Annotated in this window: 29 protein-coding genes; all 29 read left to right on the forward strand. The window is 30.4% G+C overall.

Translation table 11 applies throughout. The annotated features are described in order from the left end of the window. Positions 1-285: 285 nt before the first annotated feature. The 29 genes from E4100_RS06920 to pfkB all read left to right on the forward strand — a co-directional run bounded on the left by E4100_RS06920 (position 286) and on the right by pfkB (position 26,575). On the forward strand, positions 286-885 hold the full coding sequence (locus E4100_RS06920; protein ID WP_135271310.1) for a CNNM metal transporter family protein: 600 nt from the start codon (positions 286-288) through the stop codon (positions 883-885). A 15-nt stretch (positions 886-900) separates the two neighbouring features. Continuing rightward, positions 901-1,692 (forward strand): TlyA family RNA methyltransferase, encoded by a 792-nt coding sequence (locus E4100_RS06925; protein WP_135271311.1) that lies wholly within the window; start codon positions 901-903, stop codon positions 1,690-1,692. 11 nt (positions 1,693-1,703) lie between these two features. Then, a complete protein-coding gene (gene recN / locus E4100_RS06930; protein WP_135271312.1) occupies positions 1,704-3,377 on the forward strand; it encodes a DNA repair protein RecN in 1,674 nt (557 codons plus the stop codon). 53 nt (positions 3,378-3,430) lie between these two features. After that, the gene (locus tag E4100_RS06935) at positions 3,431-3,967 is read left to right on the forward strand and encodes an NUDIX hydrolase (protein WP_135271313.1); all 537 of its coding nucleotides are present in this window, start codon (positions 3,431-3,433) and stop codon (positions 3,965-3,967) included. Between the two features lie 12 nt (positions 3,968-3,979). Further along, a complete protein-coding gene (locus tag E4100_RS06940) occupies positions 3,980-4,750 on the forward strand; it encodes a tyrosine-type recombinase/integrase (protein ID WP_135271314.1) in 771 nt (256 codons plus the stop codon). Between the two features lie 58 nt (positions 4,751-4,808). Beyond that, a complete protein-coding gene (locus E4100_RS06945; RefSeq protein WP_135271315.1) occupies positions 4,809-6,110 on the forward strand; it encodes a pyrimidine-nucleoside phosphorylase in 1,302 nt (433 codons plus the stop codon). A gap of 12 nt (positions 6,111-6,122) precedes the next feature. Further along, a complete protein-coding gene (locus E4100_RS06950) occupies positions 6,123-6,710 on the forward strand; it encodes a site-2 protease family protein (RefSeq protein WP_135271316.1) in 588 nt (195 codons plus the stop codon). Between the two features lie 10 nt (positions 6,711-6,720). Then, entirely contained in the window at positions 6,721-7,458 is a 738-nt protein-coding gene (locus tag E4100_RS06955) for a segregation and condensation protein A (protein WP_135271317.1), read from the forward strand. Then, on the forward strand, positions 7,451-7,990 hold the full coding sequence (gene scpB / locus E4100_RS06960; RefSeq protein ID WP_135271318.1) for an SMC-Scp complex subunit ScpB: 540 nt from the start codon (positions 7,451-7,453) through the stop codon (positions 7,988-7,990). The genes E4100_RS06955 and scpB overlap by 8 nt, the downstream gene beginning before the upstream one ends. Beyond that, the gene (locus tag E4100_RS06965) at positions 7,980-8,717 is read left to right on the forward strand and encodes a pseudouridine synthase (RefSeq protein ID WP_135271319.1); all 738 of its coding nucleotides are present in this window, start codon (positions 7,980-7,982) and stop codon (positions 8,715-8,717) included. The genes scpB and E4100_RS06965 overlap by 11 nt, the downstream gene beginning before the upstream one ends. A gap of 11 nt (positions 8,718-8,728) precedes the next feature. Next, positions 8,729-9,307: a tRNA 5-(aminomethyl)-2-thiouridylate-methyltransferase MnmM gene (mnmM, locus tag E4100_RS06970; protein WP_135271320.1), complete on the forward strand. Its 579-nt coding sequence runs from the start codon at positions 8,729-8,731 to the stop codon at positions 9,305-9,307. After that, complete coding sequence (locus tag E4100_RS06975; protein WP_135271321.1) at positions 9,304-10,701, forward strand: oxaloacetate decarboxylase subunit alpha; 1,398 nt, start codon at positions 9,304-9,306, stop codon at positions 10,699-10,701. Before mnmM ends, E4100_RS06975 begins: the two co-directional genes overlap by 4 nt. A gap of 186 nt (positions 10,702-10,887) precedes the next feature. Further along, positions 10,888-11,091, forward strand: a complete 204-nt coding sequence (locus tag E4100_RS06980) for a 4Fe-4S dicluster domain-containing protein (RefSeq protein ID WP_135271322.1) — start codon at positions 10,888-10,890, stop codon at positions 11,089-11,091. Beyond that, a complete protein-coding gene (locus E4100_RS06985) occupies positions 11,091-12,230 on the forward strand; it encodes a 2-oxoacid:acceptor oxidoreductase subunit alpha (protein WP_135271323.1) in 1,140 nt (379 codons plus the stop codon). Before E4100_RS06980 ends, E4100_RS06985 begins: the two co-directional genes overlap by 1 nt. Next, positions 12,223-13,047 (forward strand): 2-oxoacid:ferredoxin oxidoreductase subunit beta, encoded by an 825-nt coding sequence (locus E4100_RS06990; protein WP_135271324.1) that lies wholly within the window; start codon positions 12,223-12,225, stop codon positions 13,045-13,047. The genes E4100_RS06985 and E4100_RS06990 overlap by 8 nt, the downstream gene beginning before the upstream one ends. After that, positions 13,047-13,574 carry a 2-oxoacid:acceptor oxidoreductase family protein gene (locus E4100_RS06995; RefSeq protein ID WP_135271325.1) on the forward strand — a complete coding sequence of 176 codons (528 nt, stop codon included), beginning with the start codon at positions 13,047-13,049 and terminating at the stop codon, positions 13,572-13,574. Before E4100_RS06990 ends, E4100_RS06995 begins: the two co-directional genes overlap by 1 nt. A 14-nt stretch (positions 13,575-13,588) precedes the next feature. Then, positions 13,589-14,461, forward strand: a complete 873-nt coding sequence (locus E4100_RS07000; RefSeq protein WP_135271326.1) for a MurR/RpiR family transcriptional regulator — start codon at positions 13,589-13,591, stop codon at positions 14,459-14,461. Between the two features lie 100 nt (positions 14,462-14,561). Next, positions 14,562-15,782 (forward strand): BaiN/RdsA family NAD(P)/FAD-dependent oxidoreductase, encoded by a 1,221-nt coding sequence (locus E4100_RS07005; RefSeq protein WP_135271327.1) that lies wholly within the window; start codon positions 14,562-14,564, stop codon positions 15,780-15,782. A 49-nt stretch (positions 15,783-15,831) separates the two neighbouring features. Next, the gene (gene aroH / locus E4100_RS07010; protein WP_135271328.1) at positions 15,832-16,194 is read left to right on the forward strand and encodes a chorismate mutase; all 363 of its coding nucleotides are present in this window, start codon (positions 15,832-15,834) and stop codon (positions 16,192-16,194) included. 40 nt (positions 16,195-16,234) lie between these two features. Continuing rightward, entirely contained in the window at positions 16,235-16,912 is a 678-nt protein-coding gene (cmk, locus tag E4100_RS07015; RefSeq protein ID WP_135271329.1) for a (d)CMP kinase, read from the forward strand. Further along, a complete protein-coding gene (locus E4100_RS07020) occupies positions 16,902-17,480 on the forward strand; it encodes a lysophospholipid acyltransferase family protein (RefSeq protein WP_135271330.1) in 579 nt (192 codons plus the stop codon). Before cmk ends, E4100_RS07020 begins: the two co-directional genes overlap by 11 nt. Before the next feature lie 2 nt (positions 17,481-17,482). Beyond that, positions 17,483-19,399, forward strand: coding sequence for a bifunctional 4-hydroxy-3-methylbut-2-enyl diphosphate reductase/30S ribosomal protein S1 (locus tag E4100_RS07025; RefSeq protein ID WP_135271331.1), 1,917 nt, complete (start codon positions 17,483-17,485; stop codon positions 19,397-19,399). 68 nt (positions 19,400-19,467) lie between these two features. Next, complete coding sequence (locus E4100_RS07030) at positions 19,468-20,529, forward strand: M42 family metallopeptidase (protein WP_135271332.1); 1,062 nt, start codon at positions 19,468-19,470, stop codon at positions 20,527-20,529. Continuing rightward, positions 20,520-21,557: a M42 family metallopeptidase gene (locus tag E4100_RS07035; protein ID WP_135271333.1), complete on the forward strand. Its 1,038-nt coding sequence runs from the start codon at positions 20,520-20,522 to the stop codon at positions 21,555-21,557. Before E4100_RS07030 ends, E4100_RS07035 begins: the two co-directional genes overlap by 10 nt. Continuing rightward, a complete protein-coding gene (locus E4100_RS07040) occupies positions 21,544-22,524 on the forward strand; it encodes a M42 family metallopeptidase (protein ID WP_135271334.1) in 981 nt (326 codons plus the stop codon). The genes E4100_RS07035 and E4100_RS07040 overlap by 14 nt, the downstream gene beginning before the upstream one ends. A gap of 169 nt (positions 22,525-22,693) precedes the next feature. After that, a complete protein-coding gene (gene ptsP / locus E4100_RS07045) occupies positions 22,694-24,409 on the forward strand; it encodes a phosphoenolpyruvate--protein phosphotransferase (protein ID WP_135271335.1) in 1,716 nt (571 codons plus the stop codon). Continuing rightward, positions 24,399-24,848: a PTS sugar transporter subunit IIA gene (locus tag E4100_RS07050; protein ID WP_135271336.1), complete on the forward strand. Its 450-nt coding sequence runs from the start codon at positions 24,399-24,401 to the stop codon at positions 24,846-24,848. The genes ptsP and E4100_RS07050 overlap by 11 nt, the downstream gene beginning before the upstream one ends. A gap of 9 nt (positions 24,849-24,857) precedes the next feature. Continuing rightward, positions 24,858-25,646 (forward strand): DeoR/GlpR family DNA-binding transcription regulator, encoded by a 789-nt coding sequence (locus E4100_RS07055; protein WP_135271337.1) that lies wholly within the window; start codon positions 24,858-24,860, stop codon positions 25,644-25,646. Beyond that, entirely contained in the window at positions 25,643-26,575 is a 933-nt protein-coding gene (gene pfkB, locus E4100_RS07060) for a 1-phosphofructokinase (RefSeq protein WP_135271338.1), read from the forward strand. Before E4100_RS07055 ends, pfkB begins: the two co-directional genes overlap by 4 nt. Positions 26,576-26,588: the final 13 nt, after the last annotated feature.

A 26,588-nucleotide genomic window follows, 5' to 3' on the forward strand; every position in this document is an offset into this window, starting at 1 on the left:
AAAGAGGATAGGAAATAGTATGGCTGTAGAGGAAAACTCCTAGACTGTTCACGTTGTTGAGATAACTAGGGGATTACAGTGCGGACTAAGTGGCAATCCAGTCTTGCTTTTGGCGACAAAGCAGTGGCGAGATTAAAGGGAAACCGCTGAACCGGCGACGGGCAGTTCTTGTCAGGGAAATCCTGCTGGACCTAAAGCCGTAAGATTTACTCTAGTTATTACCACTCGTTAAGCTGATAGCAGTGCTGTCAGCTTTTTTACATATATACATTACCAGGAGGAATTATGTCAAAAATAGGTGAAGATAATTTTTATAATAAATATAATTTAAAATGGGTAATTCCCATAACTATATGGACTTTTGTTATTTCGATAATATTGTCAATTTTTTCTGAAAGTTTAGTAAAAAGATTTGATTTAGTTGTAGCTTTCATTATATTGCTTGTGATAATTTTAATTGGTATTATATTTGACGTTGTTGGAGTAGCGGTGACAAGTGCAAATGAGAAACCTTTTCATGCGATGGCAGCTAATAAAATTCCGGAAGCTAAAATTGCAATTAAATTGGTTAGAAATGCTGGGAAAGTAAGTAATTTTTGTAATGATGTTATAGGAGATATAAGTGGAATATTGTCTGGAGCTATTTCTGCAAGTATAGTTATCAAACTTGTCGAAAGTTTCTCATTTATAAATATCACAATAATAACTATATTATTGACAGCTTTTACTGCATCTATGACAGTAGGTGGCAAAGGTATAGGCAAGAGTATTGCAATGAATAACGATGAAAGAATTGTTTATTGGTTGGCAAAAATTTTAAAATTCATTGAAATTACTTTTAAAATAAAATTTTTCCCGGAAAAGAATAATAAGAGTAACAAATAAGATAAGGAGTATTTTATGCAAAAAAAAAGAGCAGATGTACTGTTATATGAAAAAGCTTTAGTTGATTCAAGAGAAAAGGCTAAGAGAGTTATAATGGAAGGTGTAGTTTATGTTGGCGAAAACAAAGTAGAAAAACCGGGAGAATTATACTCAGATGATACTGAGTTTATAATAAAATCAAATCCATTAAAATATGTTAGTAGAGGCGGACTAAAATTAGAAAAAGCTATTGAGTATTTTGAATTAAACTTAGTTGATAAAATTTGTATGGATATTGGAGCATCAACTGGTGGATTTACTGATTGCATGCTTCAAAACGGTGCAAAAAAAGTATATGCAGTTGATGTAGGATATGGCCAACTTGATTGGAAGATAAGAAATGATAGCAGAGTTGTTGTGCTAGAACGTACAAATATAAGAAAACTTGACATAAGTACAATAAAAGATAAAATTGATTTTATAAGTATAGACGTAAGTTTCATTAGTCTTGAATTGGTATTGCCTGTAGCTGAAAAACTATTAAATGATGATGGCATTATTATAGCTCTAATAAAGCCACAATTTGAAGCGGGCAAAGACAAGGTTGGGAAAAAAGGAATTATAAAAGATAAAAATATTCATGTAGAAACAATAAATAAAGTAATTGATTTTTCTAAAACTATTGGCCTATATGCTAAAAAATTGACTTATTCTCCTATCAAAGGAACAACTGGAAATATTGAATTTCTTATTATGTTAAATAGAAAAGAAGGAATAACGAGTAATAGTGCAGAAGAAGTGGTATTAAATGCACATGAACAATTATAGTAGGTGAGAATATGCTTAGGAAACTACATATAAAGAATTTTGCCATCATAGATAATTTAACTATCGATTTTGATAATGGCTTTAATGTTTTGACAGGAGAAACAGGATCAGGGAAATCAATTATAATCGAAGCTCTAGGAGTTGTGCTTGGCGGAAGAAGTAATAAAGAAATGATTAAAACTGGTTCAGATTCAGCATATGTTGAAGCTTTGTTTTATGTGGATTCCTATATTAAAAATAAATTAGATGAATTTGGTATTGAGTATGACGAGTTACTGGTGATATCTCGGGAAATATATGCTGGTCAACCTAGCATAGCTAGAGTTAACAATAAAACAGTTACAAATAATGTATTAAATGCGATTACATCAAATTTAATAGACATATTTGGACAACATGAACACCAATCTTTATTAGATGAAAAGAATCACATACAAATATTAGATTCGTTTTTATTTGATGAATCAAAATCACTATTACTTGAAATAAACCAGCTTTATGATGAGTATTTAGCGATTAGAGAAAAAAAGAAAGACATGGAAATCGACAGCATACAGCGTGAAAGAGAGCTAGATTTAATAAAATACCAAATAGATGAGATTAACTCAGCAAGTTTAACTTCTGATGATGAAAATATAGAATATGAGTATAAAAAAATTAACAATTTAGAAGAAATATTTAAGTATGGAAATAAAGCTCTGGATTATATAAAGGGAGATTATTTGGAACAAAATGCTTTAGATATGATCGATAAGAGTCTCTCACAACTTAAAGATTTGCTTAAGTTAGATGATGTTTTTCAAATCTATTACGATGAATTGCAAAATTATAGATTTGAAATCAGCGAGTTGTCTTTAAAGATTAATAATTATTTAAGTTCTTTATATTATGACGAAGAAAGATTATTATTTCTTAGAGAAAGATTAGATACTATAAATTCATTAAAGAAGAAATATGGCAATTCAATAAATGAAATTCTAAGTTATAAAAATAATTTAGAAGAAAAATATGAGTTATTAACAAATCTCGAAAATGAACTAAAGATTCTTGATGAAAAATTAAATATTCTAGAAAAAAATATAATAAACAAATCTAATAAGTTAACTAAATATCGCCAAAATGTTGCAAAAGAACTTGAAGAGAATATTAAAAAACAATTATTGTTTTTAAATATGGAAAATGTAAATTTTGTTGTGAATTTTAACAAGAGACAAACTATTTCAAGAAATGGCATTGATGAAATTGAATTTTTAATTTCGACAAATCTAGGTGAAAAATTAAAACCTTTATCTAAGATAATTTCTGGTGGAGAGATGTCTAGAATTATGCTAGCATTAAAAGCTATTTTTGCAGACCGGGACAATATTCCTTCTTTAGTCTTTGATGAAATAGATACTGGTATTAGTGGGAGAACTGCTCAATTAGTTGGAGAAAAAATTAAAGAAATATCCAAAACCCATCAAGTTATTGCAATCTCTCATTTGCCTCAGATTGTTGCCTTAGCGGATTCACATTTTTCTATATATAAGTCATCAGAGGATAATATAACAATCACAAGAGTATCTAAATTGTCTTTTGAGGAAAGAATAAGAGAGTTGGCTAGAATGTTAGGAGGTGTTTCTATAACAGATACTACTTTAAGGCATGCCAAAGAAATGCTAGAAATGACGAATGCTAAGCATTGATTTGTTTAATATGATATAATAAGCTCGAATTAAATTTATAATGGAGGTACATGATGCCATATATAGAAAAAACCATGAAATCCGAACGGATATATGATGGTAAAATATTAAATTTAAGAGTAGATACTGTAGAATTGCCGGATAAAAAATACTCAAAGAGAGAAATTGTTGAGCATCCTGGAGCAGTGGCTATTATTGCTGTCAATGAAAAGAACGAATTGATTATAATTAGACAGTATAGGAAAGCTATTGACAGAGTATTATTGGAGATACCTGCTGGTAAATTAGAATTAAATGAAGAACCGATTGAATCTGCAAAAAGAGAATTAAAAGAAGAGACAGGATATATCGCAGATAAAATTGAATATGTAATGGAATTCTATACTTCACCTGGATTCAGTAATGAGAAAATATATCTTTTTCTTGCACAAGGTCTCACTCCGGGCGAACAAGAGCTTGAGATTGGCGAATATATAGATGTAGAAAAATACAGCTTAGAGGAATTGATGAAAATGATCAAACTTGGTGAAATAGTTGATAGCAAGACAATAGTTGGCATAAATTATTATTATAATTTGATCAATAAGTAAAGGAGAAGTGGGATGGGATCAGCTCATGTAGAGGAATTTTTAAATTATATAAGAAATGAGAAAAATTTAAGTGAAAATACAATTCAAGCTTACTTAAGCGATATAAAACGGTATAAAGAATTTTTGTTAAAGAGTGAAGTTGACATTATTGAAGCAAACAATACAAATGTGTTGATGTATTTGTTAAACTTACAAAAGTTAGAGAAATCATCAGCTACAATATCAAGGCATTTGGCTAGTATAAGGTCCTTTTATGATTATTTAGAGGATCATGGATTGATAAGTGAAAATCCAACATACAATTTAAAAGTTCCCAGAAAAAAGAAGAAACAGCCTAAAATTCTTGAGGAACAAGATATTATAAAATTAATAAGCATGCCTGATACAAAGACCGAAAAAGGGCTAAGAGATAAAATTATTTTACAAGTTGCATATTTTACCGGTCTTAGAGTTTCTGAATTAAGTGAATTATCTATAAAAGATATTGACTTGATTAATAACTCAATATCAATTAAAAGAAATGACAGTTTTAAATTGATAAATTTACCTAATGATATTGTAGATGCAATTAAAATTTACTTAAGAGAATTTAGAAAAGAGTATGATGATAGCGAACCATTATTTATTAATTATTTGGGGGAAAGATTAACAAGGCAAGGTTTATGGAAAATAATAAAATCTTATGCAAACGGTATAATAGATAAACCTGTCACACCTCAAGTCATAAGAAATTCTTTTATGGCAAATTTAATGAAAGAAGATTCAAATATTCAAAGCTATTAAATTAAAAGAAGATTCAAATATTCAAAGCTATTAAATTATCTGAAAGGGAGAGAAAATTATGAGGGCAGTTGATATAATCGAAAAAAAGAAAAAAAATAATCCACTTACTAAAGAAGAAATCGACTTTATGGTACAAGGATACACTCAAGGTCAAATACCTGATTACCAAATGGCAGCTTTTTTGATGACCATTTATTTTAACGGGATGAACTATGATGAAATAGCTAATATGACTGAAAGCTTTGTAAATTCAGGCGATTCAGTTGACTTATCTAGAATTCATGGAGTTAAAGTTGATAAACACTCTACAGGTGGAGTTGGAGATAAAATTAGCATAATTGTTATTCCATTAGTTGCATTATGTGGAGTACCTGTTGCTAAGATGAGCGGAAGAGGTTTAGGCCATACCGGAGGCACTATTGATAAACTTGAATCAATAGAAGGATTTAGAGTGGAATTATCTCCAGAGGAATTTATTGAAAATGTAAATACTTACAAGATGGCTATTGTTGGACAAACAGCTAATTTAACACCTGCAGATAAAAAGATATATGCTCTTAGAGATGTAACTGCTACTATAGATAGTATACCTTTGATTGCAAGTTCGATAATGAGCAAAAAGATAGCCTCGGGTGCTGATGCTATAGTTTTAGACGTGAAAGTTGGTTCTGGTGCCTTTATGAAAAATATAGATGAAGCACGAGAATTGGCGAAAACAATGGTGTCTATAGGGAAAAATTTGAATAGAAATACAATTGCTATCATCACAAATATGGATCAACCTCTTGGGCATGAAGTTGGCAATAGCAATGAAGTGAAGGAAGCGATAAAAGTGTTATCCGGTAAAGGAGCTAAGGATGAAACAGAAGTAGCTCTAACGATTGCTTCTTATATGTGCTTATTAGGAGGAGCATTTGATGATTTTGAGCAAGCATATAAGGAATTAGAAACCAAGATAAACTCAGGATTAGCTTTAGAAAAGTTAAAAGAATTGATACTAATTCAAGGTGGAAATCCAGAAGTTGTTGACAACCCAGATTTATTGCCAAAAGCAAAAAATACTTTCTGTGTATATTCGGAAGTTGATGGTTATGTAAATAAAATTGATGCTGAACTTATAGGAATTTCAGCAATGTTATTAGGGGCAGGAAGAAAAACTAAAGAGGATTCTATAAATTATGGAGCCGGTATCAGCTTAAAGAAGAAAATTGGCGACTATGTTAGAAAAGGTGAGGTTTTGTGTGAACTTCATACTGACTTTGATAATGTAGAAGAAGCTACTAAAAAAATAAATGATGCATATACAATTAAAGACGAGTTACCAGAACCCAAACCATATGTATATGAAGTAATACAATAAGTGAGGGTTTAAATGAATTATTTGATTAGTTTACCAGGGCTTTTAATAGCCATAATCTTTCATGAATTAGCACATGGATATGCAGCATATAAACTTGGAGATCCAACAGCTAAAAACGCAGGTAGATTGACATTAAATCCAATAAAGCATATTGACCCAGTTGGTTTTTTATTTATGCTTGTATTTAAATTTGGATGGGCTAAAGCTGTTCCAATTAATCCATCATATTTCAAAAACAGGAAAAGGGATATGATTATAGTTTCTGTAGCAGGCGTATTGACCAATTTCATATTAGCAATATTATTTGGATTTATAATAATTAATTTTGATATATCAAATGATTATTTATATCAAATGTTTTTAATTGCAATGTGGTATAATTTGATGCTTGGAATCTTTAATCTTTTGCCTTTTCCACCTTTAGATGGTTCAAAAATTGTTGCTAGTCTATTGCCTACAAAACTAGAGTATCTATTTTACAAATATGAAAGATACTTTTATTTTGTTCTGTTGTTGTTGATAATGACTAATACTATAAATAAAATATTAGTTCCTCTTATAAATATATCATTAAACGGTATTATTAGGATTTTGTACTGATGAGGTTATTATGGAGTATAAAGTAAGAATTGAAGCATTTGAGGGACCGTTGGATCTTTTATTAAATTTAATAGATAAAAATGAAATTGATATATATGATATTCCTATTCATGAGGTTACAGATCAATTTATAGATTATCTTCAAAAAATGAATGAAATTGACATTGAAATAGCAAGTGAGTTTATCGTAATGGCATCCATATTGCTTGAGATAAAATCTAAATTGTTATTACCAACTGAGAAAGTATTCCAAGATGGAGTAGAAATGGAAATTGATCCTAGAATTGATTTAGTAAGAAAACTGGAAGAATATAAGTTGTTTAAAGAATTGAGCATAATACTCAAAACAATGCAAGAAAATCATCTGAAGTCTTTTTATAAAATGCAGGAAGATTTTAGTGAGTATACAGATCCAATTGATGAATTAAAAGAAATCGATTTAGAAAAACTATCAATAGCATTTAACCACATTATAAAGCGGATAGAAGATCAAAAATGCGCTGAAGAATCTGTCAAGTTGATTCGATATCCTGAAATAAAACAAGAGATTTGTGAAGATAATATAATCCGAGTGTTATCAAACAAAAGCACAGTTACTTTTAGTGAATTAATTACAATACAGACTAAAAGTTATGCAATAGCTTATTTTTTAGCTATATTAGAGTTGCTTAAGAAGAAATTTATAGTTGCTTATCAAAGCAATGACTGTGAAGATATAGTCATAGAGAGGGTAGATAGAAGTGGATGAGAGAAATTTGAAGTCCATTATTGAAGGACTTCTATTTGCGTTTGGAGATCCCTTAGAAGATAAGGAAATATCAAAAGTAGTTAATATATCTGTAAAAGACGTTAATAAATATTTACAAGAGATGAAAGTTGAATTTGAGGAACAAAATAGAGGTATTAGAATAATTAAAATAAATAACTCTTATCAACTATCAACCAGACCAGAACATTATGATTTTATCAAAGCAGTTGTAATTTCAAGAAATCAAAGAAATCTTTCAAATGCATCTTTAGAAACATTATCTATAATTGCTTATAAACAGCCTATAACTAAAATGGAGATTGACGAAATCAGAGGAGTGAAGAGCGATAAGAGCATTGAAACATTGATGCAAAGAAAGTTAATCAGAGAAATAGGTAGACTAGATAGACCAGGAAAGCCTATATTGTATGGTACTTCAGATGAATTTCTAAAATTTTTTGGAATAGAGTGTATTGAAGATTTGCCCAATATTGAGGAGTTAAGAAAATCAGGAGATAAGTATGACGAGTGAAAAAGACAATGAAAATTTAATAAGATTACAAAAGTTCATTGCGAAAGCTGGAGTTTGTTCAAGAAGAAAAGCTGAGCAGATGATTGCAGATGGGAGAGTATCTGTAAATAATAATTTGATAACGGACATGGGTTTTAAAGTCGACATATCGAAAGATAAAGTAAAAGTTGACAATAAGTTAATTGAACTTGATAATAATAAAATTTATATAGTTTTAAATAAACCGTCAGGAGTCATAACAAGTGTAAAAGATGAGAAAAACAGAAAAACAGTTTTGGATCTTACTAAAGACATAAAACAGCGTATTTACCCAGTTGGTAGATTAGATTATGACACTTCTGGGTTGATTCTTCTAACTAATGATGGAGATATAGCTAACAAATTAATGCACCCTAGCAAAAAAGTCTATAAAAAATATTTAGCAACAGTAGAGGGAATACCGAATGAACTAGAACTAGATGAATTAAGAAATGGAATAATCATTGACAATAAAAAAACTGCAAAAGCACGAGCCTACGTTGTTGACAAAATTAATAACGATGCTGTACTTTCTATTGAAATATATGAAGGCAGAAATCATCAAGTAAAAAAAATGTGTGAAATGATTGGTCATCCTGTTAAGCGTTTAAAAAGAGTATCGATAGGCGAAATTAAATTAGGTGATTTAAAAGTTGGTGAGTGGAGAGAGTTAACAGAAAGAGAACTAAAGTTTCTTAAACAATTATAGGTGAGCTGTTTATGAAAGATTATTTAAATAATGTAATTTCAATTGAAGATATATTAATTGATAGATTTGTTCAAAGTGGTAATACATGCCTTGATGCTACCGTGGGTAATGGAAATGACATAATCAAGTTATCTCAAAAAGTTGGGAAGAATGGTAAAGTCTATGGTTTTGATATTCAGGAAATCGCCATAGAAATAACAAAAGAAAAATTAACAAAAGCTGATTTATTGGACCAAACTGTTTTAATAAATGATAGTCATACGGAAGTTGATAAATACATCAAAGAAAAAATAGATTTTGCTATCTATAATTTAGGATATTTACCTGGTAGTCATAAAGATATCACTACCATTGCATCTACAACATTAGAAAGTATAAATAAAACGCTGGGCTTATTAAAAGAAAATGGATTAGTTGTGATCATTTCATATATTAGTCATGATGGTGGTTTTAAAGAATATACATCGGTGCGAAGTTATTTAAGTTTGCAAGATCAAAAGAAATACAATATATTCGAAGTGAACTTTATAAATCAAGTAAATAACCCACCAAGATTATTTTGTATAGAAAATAGAGGAGGGAAATCATGACAAAAGTTAAAATAGTTGAGACAGCTTTTAGAGATGCACATCAATCTCTCATCGCAACAAGGATGAGAACAGAAGATATGTTACCAGTAGCAGAAAAAATGGACAAAGTTGGCTATTATGCTTTAGAAGTATGGGGTGGAGCTACATTTGATACTTGCTTAAGATTTTTAAATGAGGATCCATGGGATAGATTGAGAGCATTAAGAAAAGCATTTAAAAATACAAAGTTGCAAATGTTATTAAGAGGGCAAAACTTACTCGGATATAAACACTATCCTGATGATGTAGTTGAAGAATTTATCAGATTGTCAATCAAAAATGGCATAGACATAATAAGAATTTTTGATGCTTTAAACGATCTAAGAAATTTAGAAACTTCTGTAAAAGCAACTAAGAAATACGGAGGGCTTGCACAAGGAGCAATTAGTTACACTGTAAGCCCAGTGCATAATATTGACTATTATGTAAATGTAGCTAAAGGTATGGCTGAAATGGGTGTAGATTCAATATGCATCAAGGATATGTCGGGAATATTGTTACCTTATACTGCTTATGAGTTAGTTAGCGAAATTAAAAAAGTAATTGATTTACCACTTGAAATTCATTCGCATTTTACTAGTGGAATCGCTAATCAAACATATCTGAAAGCTATTGAGGCAGGTGCAGATATAATAGATACTGCAATTTCTCCATTGGGAAATGGTACGAGTCAACCTGCAACAGAACCTATGATTGCTTCATTAGAAGGGAGTAGTTACTATCCAGATATTGATTTTGATTTAATTTTGGAAATATCTGATTACTTTAGAGGTTTACGCAATAAATATGAGAAAGAAGGACTATTGGATAATAAGGTGCTATCAGTAGATGTAAACACTCTAAAATATCAAGTACCAGGAGGTATGTTGTCAAATCTTGTTTCCCAATTAAAAGCACAGGGAAAGGAAGATAAATACGAAGAAGTCTTAATAGAAATACCTAAAGTACGGGAAGATTTAGGATTTCCTCCATTAGTAACTCCAATGAGCCAGATGGTTGGAACTCAAGCACTATTCAATGTATTATCCTCAGAAAGATATAAAATGGTACCTAATGAAGTTAAAAATTATGTAAAAGGTTTATATGGGAAACCTGCTGTACCAATAAAAGATGAAATAAAGAAGATAATAATAGGCGAAGAAAAAATATATGAAGGAAGGCCAGCTGATTTATTAGAGCCAGAACTTGACAAATATCGAAATGAAATCAAACAATATATCGAACAGGAAGAAGATGTTTTAAGTTATGCTTTATTTCCTCAAGTTGCAATGAATTTTTTCAAACAAAGAATGGCATCTAAATATAAAATTGAAACTGATTTATTAAATGAAGAAGATAAAACTTATCCAGTATAAAAATACAAAGAACAAATTAATATTAATTTGTTCTTTGTATTTTTATACTCAAATTTATTAATATCTTTTCAAGAATTGAAGGATAACTTTCAACAAAATCTAAAATTTAAAAAATATGAAACAAAACTTGCAAAATAATATTTAGTTTGATATTATTTTATTAGATGAATTAAAGGAGGTACTAAAATGCTTATAAAAGAAAAACTGTCTTTAAAGACAAATACTCTTTGGTGCAAAGGATGCGGAATTTGTGTATTTGTATGCCCTAAGCAAGTTTTAGCAGTTGAAAATGAAAAAGTAGTAATTAAAGATGTAGATAAGTGTATAAAGTGTGGCCAATGTGAATACCATTGTCCAGATTACGCTATATATTTAGAGGAGGAAAAGTAATGTCAGAAATAAAACTAATGCAAGGCAATGAAGCATGTGTAGCTGGGGCAATACATGCTGGAATGCGATTTTATTCGGGGTATCCAATAACACCATCCACAGAAATCGCTGAATTATCTGCTGAATTATTGCCAAAACATGGGGGCAAATTCATTCAAATGGAAGATGAAATTGCAGGTATTGCAGCAGCTCTTGGAGCCTCTTTAACAGGTATAAAATCTATGACTGCGACATCTGGTCCAGGATTTAGCCTTAAACAAGAAAATATTGGATATGGCATAATGGCTGAGATTCCAATTGTTATTGTTGATGTTCAAAGAAGTGGACCAAGCACAGGCATGCCTACTTCTCCTTCACAAAGTGATATAATGCAAGCAAGATGGGGAACACATGGAGATCATTCAATAATCGCACTTTATCCAGCCTCAGTAAAAGAAATTTATACTACTACAATTAGAGCTTTCAATCTATCAGAGAAATATAGAACCCCAGTTATTTTGTTGATGGATGAAATAATTGGGCATATGAGGGAAAAAATAGATCTAGAAGAATTAAAAGATATAGAAATATATGATCGAAAAAAACCTACAGTACCTCCTGATAAATATTTAGCTTATAAAGTAAGCGAGAATGACGTAGTTCCAGAAATGGCAGCTTTTGGGGAAGGTTATAGATATAATGTGACTGGATTAGTTCATGACGAAACTGGATTTCCTAGTGGAAATGAGGTAGTAGCTGACAAATTACTGAAGAGATTAATTAATAAAATAGAGAACAACAAAGATGATATTGTAACATACGAAGAATATATGTTAGATGATGCAGATTATGCTATAGTTTCATTTGGTGCAATTTCAAGATCATCTAAAGTAGCGGTAAATGAGCTAAGGGAATTAGGGATTAAAATTGGAATGTTTAGACCTATAACAATATGGCCTTCACCTGAAAAACAATTATCTGAGCTTAGCAAAAAAGTAAAAAAAATATATGTAGTTGAGTTAAACGCTGGTCAGTATTTATTAGAAGTTCAAAGAATAGTATCTGGTCAATGTAAGATAGGAAAATATGGTAAGATTAATGGGGAAATAATTACTCCACAGGAAATAGTTTCATTTATTGAGGAGGATATATATGCCTAGTGAATTAATAACCAATTATTTTAGAACGGAAACACTTCCACATATTTGGTGTCCTGGTTGTGGAAATGGAATAGTAACTAGAGCTATAGTAAAAGCTATTGATAACTTAAATATATCTAAAGATGATGTTTGTATTGTATCTGGTATTGGCTGTTCCTCAAGAGCAGCAGGTTACTTAGATTTTAATACACTCCATACTACACATGGAAGAGCATTAGCTTTTGCTACTGGAGTAAAATTAGCGAATCCTAAATTGCATGTGATAGTAATTACAGGTGATGGTGATTCTTCTGCAATTGGAGGCAATCATTTAATTCACGCTGCAAGAAGAAATATAGATTTAACTACAGTAGTTTTTAATAATAGTATTTATGGAATGACAGGAGGACAATACTCACCTACAACGCCTACTGGTGATAAAGCAACAACTGCTCCTTTTGGAAATATTGATCCAAATTTTGACTTATGCGAATTAGCAAATGCCGCTGGGGCAACTTATGTTGCAAGAGGTACTGTTTATGCAGTTAATATACTTGAAAAAGTAATACAAGAAGGGATTTTAAATAAAGGCTTTTCTTTTATCGAAGCTGTTACCACATGTCCTACTTATTATGGTAGAAAAAATAAAAAAGGTTCAGCAGTGGACATGATTCAATACTTGAAAGAAAATGGAGTTATGTATTCTGCTTGGCAAAAAATGAGTGATGAAAAGAAAATAGGTAAATTCCCTATTGGAAAGTTGTATTCGAAAGAAAGAAAAGAATATACTGAGCAGTATCAAATGCTGATTGATTCTCTTGGAAAGGAGAGGAATTAATGAAACAATATGAAATTAGATTAACAGGCTCAGGGGGACAAGGCCTTATAACTGGAGGCATTATACTTGCTGAAGCTGCGATACTTGATGGTAAAAATGCACTTCAATCACAGTCATATGGTCCAGAAGCAAGGGGTGGAGCAAGTAAAGCAGAAGTTATCATTAGCGATAAAGAGATTGTTTTTCCAAAGATAACTGAATGTGATTTACTTTTAGCTCTTACTAATGTAGCATGTAAGAAATATCTTAAATCTCTAAAAAAAGGTGGAATTCTAGTAATCGACAGCTCAGTCGATAAACCCGATAGGGATGATATTACCGTGTATCAAATTCCAATAATAGAGACAGCTAATGAGAAACTAAAAAAATCCATGGTTGCAAATATTGTAGCACTTGGAGCTCTTAATAAAATTCTGAATCTCGTATCGGAAAAATCACTTGAAAATGCTGTTTTGGATAGAGTCCCTAAAGGAACAGAAGAATTAAACAGAAATGCTTTAATTGAAGGAAGAAATTTAATAGTATAGAGAGGATATTGCTGATGGATCAGAACGTAATTACAAATATTCAAGAAAATTTTATGAGTCTCAGCAAGGCACAGAAAATCATAGCTGAATATATAATTAATCACTATGATAAAGCGGCATTTATGACAGCAGCAGCGATAGGAAATCAATTGAATGTAAGTGAATCAACAGTAGTTAGATTTGCCAATGTACTTGGTTATACTGGATATAAAGAGTTGCAGAGAGATTTACAGGAGTTGATAAGAAACAAATTGACTACCGTTCAAAGAATATCTTTATCAGATGAGCTAAGTAAAAGTAGTGAATTTATAGATAAAGTTATGGGAAAAGATATGGAAAATATGAAAAAAACCATGTTAGAAATCAATGAACCTAATTTTAATTTAGCAGTAAATAGTATCATAGAAGCCGAAAATATTTTTATCATTGGATTAAGGAGTTCAACATTTCTAGCGGGGTATTTAAATTTTTATCTAAATTTTATATTTGATAATGTTAAATTAATTCAACCTTCAGCCAATGATATATTTGAACAATTAGCAAAAATTAAACCAAGCGATGTTCTTATTTGCATAACTTATCCTAGATATTCAAAAAGGACATTAGATGCTTTAGATTATGTGAATACTAAAGGTAGTAAAATAATAACATTTACTGATAGCAGTTTATCTCCTGCATATAGTCGATCCGATATATCACTAATAGCTAAATCGGAAATGTTATCATTTGTCGATTCATTAGTAGCTCCTATGAGCCTAATAAATACATTTATATTAGCAATAGCAGCTAAAAGAAGAGAAGATATAACTCCTTATTTTGAAGAGTTAGAGTCTATTTGGGAGAAATATGGTACTTATAATGAATCTAGTAATACAAAAAACAACTAGTTCAATCTAGTTGTTTTTTTGTATTATTAATATAACTTATTATCTAATATGATATATTATACTTATATAATAATGATAATACAATTAAGGGGGTATGCAAATGACCAAAGTTGGAGTAATTGGGGCAGGCCCATCAGGAATAATTGCAAGCTGCATTGCCGCTAATAGAGGACATGAAGTAACTCTGTTTGAAAAAAATAACATGATTGGCAAGAAACTTTTGATAACTGGTAAAGGTAGATGTAACATTACTAACTCTTCTTCAATAGATGAATTTTTTGATAATATTGTCACTAATCCTCAGTTTTTGTATAGTGCATTATATACTTTTACTAATGATATGCTTTTAGATTTACTAAAAGAGTATGGGTTAGAAGTTAAAATAGAAAGGGGTAATCGTGTTTTCCCAGTTTCTGATAAATCTATTGATGTAAGTAAAGCGCTTGAAAGATATTTGCTTAAATCAAAAGTAAAATTATTACTTAAAACTAAAGTGACTGATATTTATTATGATGAAAGTAAATTTAAGATTGAGAATGATAATAATGAAAAATATATATTTGATAAAATTATAATAACAACTGGAGGTGTTAGTTATCCAGCTACTGGCTCTACAGGCGATGGATATAAATTTGCAAAAAAATTAGGGCATACCATTGTTTCTTTGAAACCATCTCTAGTTCCAATTGAAATAAAGAGTAACTATTTAGATCAAGTAAGAGGGCTTTCATTAAAAAATGTAGAATTAATAGCAAAAACACGTGAGGGCAAATTAATTCATAAAGAGTTTGGAGAAATGATATTTACACATTTTGGTATCTCTGGGCCTATTGTATTGACTATGAGTAATTATATAAATAAATATATTCCAAATGTAAATTTATTTATAGATTTTAAACCAGCTTTGACCGATGATAAATTAGAATTACGAATATTAAGAGATTTTGAGAAATACAAAAACAAAGATATAAAAAATGCACTTGTTGATTTATTGCCAAAAAATATGATAGATTGGATAATTAACAATTCATCTATCGATCCAAATAAGAAAGTAAATCAGATCACTAAATCAGAAAGAAAAAAATTAATTAATTCTATTAAAAGATTAAATTTAGAGTTTGTTAGGTTGAGACCGATAGAAGAAGCCATAGTAACTAGTGGTGGAATAAAAGTAGATGAAATCAATCCTTCAACCATGGAATCAAAAATAGTACCTGGCTTATATTTTGCTGGAGAAATTATTGATATAGATGCATTAACTGGTGGTTATAATTTACAGATTGCATTTTCAACAGGTTACTTAGCTGGAATTAATATATAAATTGCTTGTTAATAGGCACTTAATATTATATAATTAAAAGGAGATAATCATGAATACTGTCTCTATAAGAGGAGCTATAACCGTCGATGATAATACAGAAGAGAGCATTTTATCTTCAACTAAAGAGCTCATAGAAACAATCGAAAAAAGAAATAAGCTAATAAAAAACAATGTCATATGCATGCTATTTACGGCAACTATTGATTTGGATGCTGCATATCCAGCAAAAGCAGCTAGAATGTTGGGATATACTCAATGCAGCTTGATGTGCTTTCAAGAAATGGCTGTAAAAGGAAGTCTTAGTAAATGCATTAGAGTATTGATTTTATATTTATCTGAGACAAACCAAGATGGAGTTGAACATGTGTACTTAAGAGATGCCAGCGTTCTAAGGCCTGATCTTTCAAGTTAGATTGCCACCTTTTGGTGGCTATATTCATTAGGAGGAAAGTATGGATAAAACTTTATTATCTATTGCAATTGATGGACCTGCTGGCGCAGGCAAAAGTACTGTTGCAAAGAAAATTGCAAAAAAATTAAATTTAGAATATATAGATACGGGTGCGATGTATCGAGCTTTTACTTTAAAAGTTTTAGAAAATGGATTAGATCCAAAAAATGAAAATGAAGTATTAAGCTTACTTGAAAACACAGAAATAATTTTTTTAAATAATCATATTTACTTAGATGGCAAAATCGTCGATGAGGAAATAAGAAATAATTCAGTTAGCAAGAATGTATCATATGTATCAAGCTATTCAGAAGTTAGGAAAAAGATGGTTGAACTTCAACAAGAAATGGCAAAGAAGAATAATGTTATTATGGACGGTAGAGATATTGGAACTGTTGTGTTGCCAAATGCTTCGTATAAATTTTTCATCACCGCTCAACCCGAGGAAAGAGGGAAGAGAAGGTATATGGAATTAATAGAAAAAGGGGAAACTGATATTATTTTAGCTGATATTATAGATGATATTAATAAAAGAGATAAAATAGATAGCACTAGGAAAGAATCACCATTGAGAATTCCTGATGATGCTATTGTTATAGATTCAACAAACCTAACAGTAGATGAAGTAGTGGATTTAATTATAGAATTGATTAAAGGAGTAAATAAAATTGTTTTATAATTTTGCTAAGGGCATAGTATTTATATTTCAAAAACTATTTTTTAGGATAGAGATTTATGGCAAAGAAAATATACCAATGAGTGGGAGACTTATATTGTGTTCAAATCATCATAGTAATTGGGATCCTGTAACTCTAGCAGTTTTTTTCCCTAGGCAAGTGCATTGGATGGCAAAAAAAGAATTATTTAAGAATAAGATATTTGCTAAATTATTATTTTCACTTGGAGTGTTTCCGGTTGATAGAGAAGGAAATGATTTAACAGCGATTAAAAAATCTCTTCGAATATTAAAAGAAGAAAGAGTACTCGGCATTTTCCCAGAAGGGACTCGTGTTAAATACTTTAATGATGACTTTATAAAATCAGGTTTGGCTTTAATTGCAGTAAAGTCACAATCTCCTGTGCTCCCAGTATATAGTGAAGGAAATTATAAATTATTTAGTAAGATAAAAATAATAATAGGGCACCCTATCTATATTGAGTTAGAGGATAATGTAAAACTTAGCAATGAAAAATATACCGAAATTAGCAAAGATATCATGCGAAAAGTTTATGAATTAGGAGGTTAATTGTGGAGGTAATTATATCAAAGAATGCAGGATTTTGTTTCGGAGTAGAAAGAGCCATAAATACTGCTTTAAAAACAATCGAAAATGAAGAAATTGTTTACTCATATGGTCCGCTGGTCCATAATCAACAAGTGGTTGATTATTTAGAAGACAAAGGGATCATTACGGTAGATTCTATAGAAGGCTTAATGGGCAAAGATACTGGTGCAGTTATCATAAGATCTCATGGATTGCCTAAACATACAATAGAGGAGATAGAGAAACTAGGTTTTAAAATAGTTGATTGTACTTGCCCTTTTGTAAAATCTGTTCATAATAAAGTTTCTGAATATAGCAGTAAAGGATATAATATAATAATAGTTGGAGATAAAGATCACCCAGAAGTGATAGGGATAAATGGTTGGTGTGACAATCAAGCATATATAGTGAATACAATTGAAGATGCAAAAAACTTAGATTTTATGGATAAAATATGCATAGTATCACAGACGACCAATAACATAGATAAATTTACCGAAATATCAAAAATTGTAGAAGAAAAAGCAAATGAAGCTATTATTTTTAATACGATATGTAATGCAACTAGATTAAGACAGGAATCTGTTGCTGAATTAGCAAAACAGGTTGATGCTATGATAGTCCTAGGAGGCAATAATAGTTCAAACACAAAGAAATTAGCAGACATAAGTAGAATTTATAATGACAATGTTTATCTTTTAGAATCAATATCAGAAATTTCTTTGCAAGAATTAAATAAATTTAATAAAATAGGTATAACAGCAGGTGCTTCAACACCTGATTGGATAATTAAGGAGGCTGTTAGGGTAATGGAAAATTTCAACAAGGATGAAATGATGGAGGCCATCGATAGTTCTTTCAAGAGAATTAATCGTGGAGATGTATTAAAGGGAACAGTTTTGTATGTAACAAACAATGAAGTTATGGTAAACATCAATTATAAAAGTGATGGAATTATTCAAAAAGAAGAGCTATCAAAAGACTCAAATGTAAATCCAAAAGATATCTTTAAAGTAGGTGATGAGATTGATGTTTATGTTTTAAAATTAGATGATGGCGAAGGAAATGTTGTACTTTCAACTAAACGTGTAGAGTACTTAAAAGATTGGGAAAAACTAGAAGACAAATTCAAAAATGATGAAATTGTTGAAGCAAAAGTAAAAAATGTAGTTAAAGGTGGACTGATTGCTTCAATTAATGGCATAAATGGATTCATACCTGCATCACAAATATCTGTAAAATTTGTTAAGGATTTAAATCAATTTGTTGGGAAAATTCTTAAATGCAAGATTATCGATTTTGATGTAGAAAAGAAGAAATTAATATTATCTAGCAAAGCCGTAGAAAAGGAAGAAAAAGATAAAAAGAAGAAAGATCTTTGGGAAAACATACATGAAAATGATATCATTAAAGGAAGAGTCCAAAGAATTACTGATTTTGGTGCTTTTGTAGATGTAGGTGGAGTAGATGGATTGATACACATCTCAGACATGGCTTGGTACAGAATAAAACATCCTTCTGAAGTCCTAAAAGAAGGACAAGAAGTAGAAGTAAAAGTATTAAGTATTGATCAAGAGAAAGGAAAAATCTCACTAGGCTTGAAACAAACTTTACAAGAACCATGGGAAGAATTTATTCAGAATTACAAAGTTGGAGATGTAATTGAGGGTGAAATTGTAAATTTATTGGACTTCGGTGCTTTCGTTAGATTAATTAATGGGGTAGACGGCTTGTTGCATGTTTCGCAAATTTCAAATGATCATATAGAAAAGCCAAGTGATGTATTGAAGATTGGAGACAAAATAAAGGTAGAAATTGTCGATATTGATGAAGAAAATAAAAAAGTGAATTTAAGTCATAAGAATGTTGAGAATAATATAAATAATTCTAGTGAAGAATAGCAAATATAGAGTTAATGGGCTGTATATACAGCCCATTTCTCATATAATCATAGTAATGAGGTGAAATAATGGATATTAGAGAAGCATTAATGACTTTAACAAATTCATATGGGGTATCTGGTCAAGAGTATAATTTACATGAAATGATCATAAACATATTTAAGGATTATGTAGATAGCACTGAAATAGACTCCTTGGGGAATATTATTTTTTTTAAAAAGGGAACAAATGATGATGGTTTTAAAATAATGCTAGCAGCTCATATGGATGAAATTGGATTAATGGTAACAAAAATAGAAGATAACGGGTTTTTGAGATTCGCTGAAGTTGGTGGCATCGATCCGAGAACTGTAGTTGGGCAGGAGGTACTTGTACATGGAAGTAAAGTTATCCCTGGAGTCATTGGAACCAAGCCACCTCATATGATAGAAAAAGAAGAACAAGAAAAAAGCTTGAAATTAAAAGACATGATTATCGATACGGGTTACAGCAGAGAAAATCTTATTAAGTATGTACATATTGGTGATTTTATCAGCATTAAAAGAGAGTCTATGCTTTTGTCAAACGACAGAATGGCTGGAAAATCAATGGATGACAGAGTTGGCGTGGCAGTTTTATATGATTTAGTAAAGAGGTTAAATAGTATTAAACATTATCCGGATGTATATATGGTATGTACTGTGCAAGAGGAAGTTACAATGAGTGGTGCAAGAACAAGTGCATATTCAATAAACCCTGATATCGGAATTGCTATAGATGTTGGTTTTGGATATACTCCTGAATTGAAGAAATCTGAAACTTTAATATTGGGTAAAGGCCCTGGAATAACTTTGGGAGGGAATATTGATAATACCTTAAGAAAACAATTAATTGAGGTTGCAAAAGAATATAATATTCCATATCAACATTCTATAGAGCCAGGCCCCACAGGTACTGATGGTTCTGCAATTCAAATAACCAAGGAAGGGATACCAACACTAGTTATTTCTGTACCACTTAGATACATGCATACTTCAGTAGAACTGGTTGATCTAAAAGATATTAGATTCACTTCGATTTTATTATCAAATTTTATTAAGAATACTAAAAAAATTAACTACAGTTTTGTGGAGGAAAATTTATGTTATTAGAAATATTAACACAAGCTAATGGTGTGTCTGGAAATGAAAAAGAAGTAAGAGATATAATTTTTAAAGAAGTGAAGCAATATGCAGATGAAATAAAAATAGATAAAATCGGGAATCTAATTGTTCATAAGAAAGGGATCAAAGAATCAAAAAATAAAGTATTATTTGCTGCTCATATGGATGAAGTAGGTCTTATTGTAACAGATATAGATGAGCTGGGGTTCGTTAAATTTACTACTGTAGGTGGAATAGACAAAAGAGTTTTAGTTTCAAAAACTGTAATTATTGGAAAAAATAAAGTTCCTGGAGTTATAGGTGCTAAACCAATACATTTGCAAAAAAATAACGAGAGAGACAATACAATTCCTCTAGAAAATTTATATATAGATATTGGTGCTGATAACAAAAGCGAAGCCGAGCAATTAATAGAAATAGGAGATTATATTGCCTTTAATACTAAGTATGAGGAATTTGGTGATGGAAATATTAAAGCAAAAGCATTAGACGACAGAGTTGGCTGCTCTATTCTAATAGATTTAATAAAAGATGAAAATATAGAGTATGATTTTTACGCTGTTTTTACTGTTATGGAAGAAGTTGGCTTAGTAGGTGCAGGGCCAGCTGCTTACAGCATAAACCCTGATATAAGTGTTATCCTTGAGGGCACAGTTTGCTATGAGATGCCAGAATTAGATTCACATTTAGTACCTACAAAACTAGGACATGGACCAGTAATTTCATTAGTAGATAGGCATTCCTTATACGACTATGAATTGAGAGAGATTGCAGTGAATACTGCAATGAAGAATAATATTCCATATCAATATAGAAAAACTTCAAGTGGCGGAAATGATGCTGGAGAGATACAAGTTTCTAGATCTGGTTCAAAAACATTAGCAATATCTTTAGCCACAAGATATATACACAGCACTTCATCAATAATAAACAAAGATGATTATTACAATACTGTTTTATTAATAAAACATTTAGTGCCAATTCTTTGTGAGGGGGAAAAAAATGATAGATTCTAACTTATTAAAAAAAATTGTTACAACTTATGGACCTTCGTCAAGAGAAGAAATAATAAGAAATTTAATAGTAAATGAAATAAAAGAATATGTTGATGAAATAAAAATAGATGCCCTTGGTAATTTAATTGCACATAAAATGGGATCTGGCAAGAAAATGATGATTTCATCACATATGGATCAGATAGGCTTGATGGTAATAGATATAGATGAAAAGGGATTTATTAGATTTACTAACATAGGGGGAATTAATCCAAACCTAATTCTAGGCTATAGAGTAAGATTTGAAAATGGAACCATTGGAGTAATTTGCTCAGAAAAACTTGAAGATAATGATAAGTTAAAAATAGAAAAATTGTATATAGACATAGGGACTGATGGAAGAGAAGATACAATGAAGGCCGTAAAAATCGGAGATATTTGTATTTTTCAAAATGAATTCATAGAAACTGAAAAAGTAATTATTTCTCCATATTTAGATGATAGGATTGGTTGTTATATATTAATAGAAACAATTAAAAATATCACTAGTAATTCGTATGATTTATATTTTGTTTTTACTGTGCAAGAAGAAGTGGGAATAAGAGGTGCAAAAACTGCAGCATTCTCAATTGATCCTGATATAGGTTTGGCAATTGATGTAACTTCTACTTTTGACACCCCTAAAAATGAGAAACTAAGTGTAAAATTATTCAATGGAGCTGCTATAAAAGCAATGGATTATTCACTTATAGCAGATAAAGATATAAAAAACTCATTGATTGAATTAGCAGAAAAAACAGGTATAAAATACCAGATAGAAGTTTTAGAACATGGTGGAACAGATGCCGGAGCTATTCATATGTCAAAATCAGGAGTTAAAACAGGTGCAATATCTGTACCTTGTAGATATATACATTCTCAATCAGAGATGGTTTCTAAAGATGATGTAAAAATGTGTTTGGAACTAATTAAATTATACATTAAATAAGTATTTTCAAAAGCCTTGGAGTTAAAATAATATCCAAGGCATTATATTTATAAGAACGTGAATTTTTTTTAGTTTTTTTTGTTGATTAGTGGTATATATTATGGTAGAATTAAAACAATCAAAAGTGAGCATAATATGTCAAGTTAAATCATATATGTGGAGGTTAAAAATGAAGGGGAAAAAAGTATATGGCGGAGTTGCTATAGGGACTGCATTTGTAGTAAATGAGCAAAATATAGAAAAAATGATTCAAAAAAAAGTAATGAAAAAAGATGATATAGAAAAAGAAGTGAATAAATTTAAAGAAGCTCATAAGAAAACTATTGAGGATATAGAACGAATCAAAGAGAGAGCTGTATCGACAGTTGGCACAAGTGAAGCTCAAATTTTTGAAGCTCATCTTGATATGGCAAATGATCCGATGTTCATAGATTCAGTAATTAACAAAATTAATTCAAATCTTAATAATGCTGAATATGCTGTGTTAGAAGCTAGAAACGAGATCGTTAATACTTTTATGAACATCCAAGATGAATATCTTAAAGCTAGAGCTAAAGACATTATTGATGTAACAGACACTCTTTTGAGAAATTTAATAGGGATAGAAACTCAAAATTTAGCTGATATATCAAAAGATACAATCATTGTGGCTAAAGATCTTAAACCATCTCAGACTATTCAACTTAATAATTATGTAAAGGGCATAATACTTGAAGAAGGTAGTGTTACTAGTCATGCTGCGATAGTAGCAAAAGCAAAAGGTATTCCAACATTAGTAGGTGTAGAAAGTGCATTAGATTTAATAAAAGATAATTCAATTGTGATAATGGATTGTGATAATACTGAGATAATTGTTAATCCTTCAGAAGAACAAATAAATTATTATTCTAAATTAGAAAATGAACAGAATAAAGAAAAAATTAGACTATCCACATATAAAAATAAAAAGTGCTTAACAAAAGACGGACGCGAAATAAAGATTTTTGGTAATGTTGGATCAAGAGAAGAAGCTTTATTAGTGAAAGAAAATGGAGGATTTGGAATAGGATTATTGAGAACTGAGCTTATTTATATGAATAGTGATCATTTTCCTACTGAAGAAGAACAATTTAAGTATTACAGTGAAATCGTGAAAATAATTCCGAATGAAGTTATCATTAGAACTTTAGATATCGGCGGAGATAAGATGTTACCATATTACAAGTTCCCTGAAGAAATGAACCCTTTTTTAGGTCTTAGGGCAATTAGATTTTGTTTGCAAAACAAAGAAATATTTAAAACGCAATTAAGAGCAATATTGAGATCCAGCGCATTTGGGAAGGTAAAAATCATGTTACCTATGGTTAGCAATCTAGAAGAGATATTAGAAAGTAAAAAATTAATAGAAGAATGTAAGAGTGAACTAAAACAAGAAGCCATAGATTTTGATGAAAATATAGAAGTTGGGATAATGATTGAGATACCAGCAGCGGCAATATCATCTGATATTTTAGCTAAAGAGGTTGATTTTTTCAGTATTGGAACTAATGATTTAATACAATATAGTTGTGCAGTTGATAGAATGAATAAAAACGTTTCATACCTTTATGAGCCATATCATCCAAGCATATTGAGATTGATAAAGATGACAGTGGAATCTGCAAAGAAAAATCATATTGAAGTTGGGGTATGTGGTGAAACAGCCGGTGATCCTGACTATGCAATGATACTAACTGGTATGGGAATTGATGAACTATCGATGAGTGCAGCAATGATTCCCATAGTTAAAGATAGAATAGCACAGTACAGTATGGAAGAATTGTCAAAAATAAAGGATACTTTAATGCAACAAAAAGATGCTAAATCAGCCTATCAGGCTTTAATAGGAGGTAAAAATGTTAATTAATGAAAGATTGGTACTATTAAATTCCAAAGCGAAAAATCGAGAAGAATTAATTAGAGAGCTAGCTTTATTGGCTTATAAAGATGGTAAAATAAGTGATATCGAAGATTATATCAAAGCTGTTTTAAAAAGAGAAGCTGAATATAGTACAGCAGTAGGATTTGGTGTAGCTATTCCCCATGGAAAGAGTGATAGTGTTATTGACCCATTTTTAGCCTTTGCAAAATCAGAAGATATCGATTGGGATGCACCAGATCAAAATCCTGTTGATATTGTATTTTTAATAGGAGTGCCAGAAAAAGATGCAGGTTCATTACATCTGAAGATCCTAGCTAATTTATCAAGAAAATTAATGAAAGAAGATTTTAGGAACTCTTTAAGAAACATAAAAACAAGTGCTGAGTTATTAGACTTTTTAAATAAGAGTGAATTAGGATTTTAGGCGATTGTTATGTTAGCTGATGAAAGGAAATATCAAATTATCGAAATGCTTAAAAAGCATAAAAGTATGTCAGTAAAAGAGCTATGTGACTTTTTAGGCACATCAGAGTCAACTATTAGAAGAGATTTAAGAGAATTAGAAAAAAACGGAAGATTAAAAAGGACACATGGTGGAGCGATTTTAAAAGAATTTTATACTTTAGAGTATGAAGAAAATGTTAAACAAAAAATCAATAAATACCTAGATGAGAAAAAAGAAATTGCATCAATAGCTTTTACTTTAATAAAAGAAAATATTTCAATAGTAATTGATGCAGGTACAACAACATTAGAGTTGGCAAAACTTATCGGTCAATCAAAACTAGCTGTAACTGTTGTTACGAATTCATCAGATATATCAAATGCTTTATCACTTAATCCAAATTGTACTATTTACCTAGTGGGAGGAAAACTAAAGAATAATACTCTAGCTAGTGTAGGCAATTACAGCGTGGATTTCATCAAGAACTTTAATGTTCAAATAGCATTTATTGGGACTAATGGTTTAAGTATAGAGAAAGGTTTAACAACTCCTGACTTAGAGGAAGCTCAAATAAAAAAAGCTATGATGTCAATCTCTAATAATGTATTTGTATTAGCGGATAGCTCAAAATTTGGACTTGTTGCAATGGTTAAAATATCAGATTTATCTCAGATTGACGCGATTATTACTGATAGTAAATTAGAGGACAGTACTTTAAAAGAATACACTAATTTGGATGTGAAGATTATTACCAATAAAAAGAAGGTGAAAAATTGATTACTACAGTTACTTTAAACCCTGCAATAGATAAAACACTCATATTAAATGAGTTAAACTTGGGAAAAGTAAATAGAGTGTTAAGAAGTAGAGAAAATATTGGTGGAAAGGGTATAAATGTATCAAAGATATTATCAAAATTAGATGATGCTACTAGTGCTATTACCATATTAGGACGTGACAATTTAGGCTATGTAAAAAAACTACTTAATAAAGCAAATATAGATTCTATATATTATGAAGTGGAAGGATTGACAAGAACTAATACAAAGGTTGTTGACCTTAAGAATAACATAACAACTGACATAAATGAGATTGGTTTTGAGATTGAACAAGCTATAATACCTGATATTGTAGAATTTATAGTAAGCAATTTAATTAAATCAGATTTTATTGTATTAAGTGGAAGCTTACCAAAAGGTGTTCCAAGTGATATATATTCAAAAATAATTGAAAATACCAAGTTTAACACTAAATTTGTTGTAGACACTGAGGAAGAACAGTTGATAAGTGTGTTTAAAAATAGTCCTTATTTAATAAAACCAAATATACATGAATTAGAGGATGCTCTTAACATAGAACTCAATAGCATAGAAAAAATTGTCACAACTTGTTTAGACTTAATATATAGATACGGAATTGAAAACATTCTAGTTTCAATGGGAGGTGATGGAAGCATTCTAGTGTCAAAAGAAATAGTTTTAAAAGCCGAACCTGTAAAAGTAGAATTGAGAAGCACTGTTGGAGCTGGAGATAGTTTAGTTGCAGGTTTTATTCATGGAATGTTAAATTACAACATGGATAAGCACAAAGCTCTTAAATTTGGTTCAGCATGTGGTACATTAGCGGTATCTAAAGACTCTATAGACGACTTAACTAAAATGGATATCCAAGATATGGCAGAAAGTATAATTATCAAACAATTATAAATTAAAAGAGGTG

Origin of the sequence: Soehngenia longivitae, assembly GCF_004684055.1 — a bacterium.
In the GTDB taxonomy this organism is placed as follows: domain Bacteria; phylum Bacillota; class Clostridia; order Tissierellales; family Tissierellaceae; genus Soehngenia; species Soehngenia longivitae.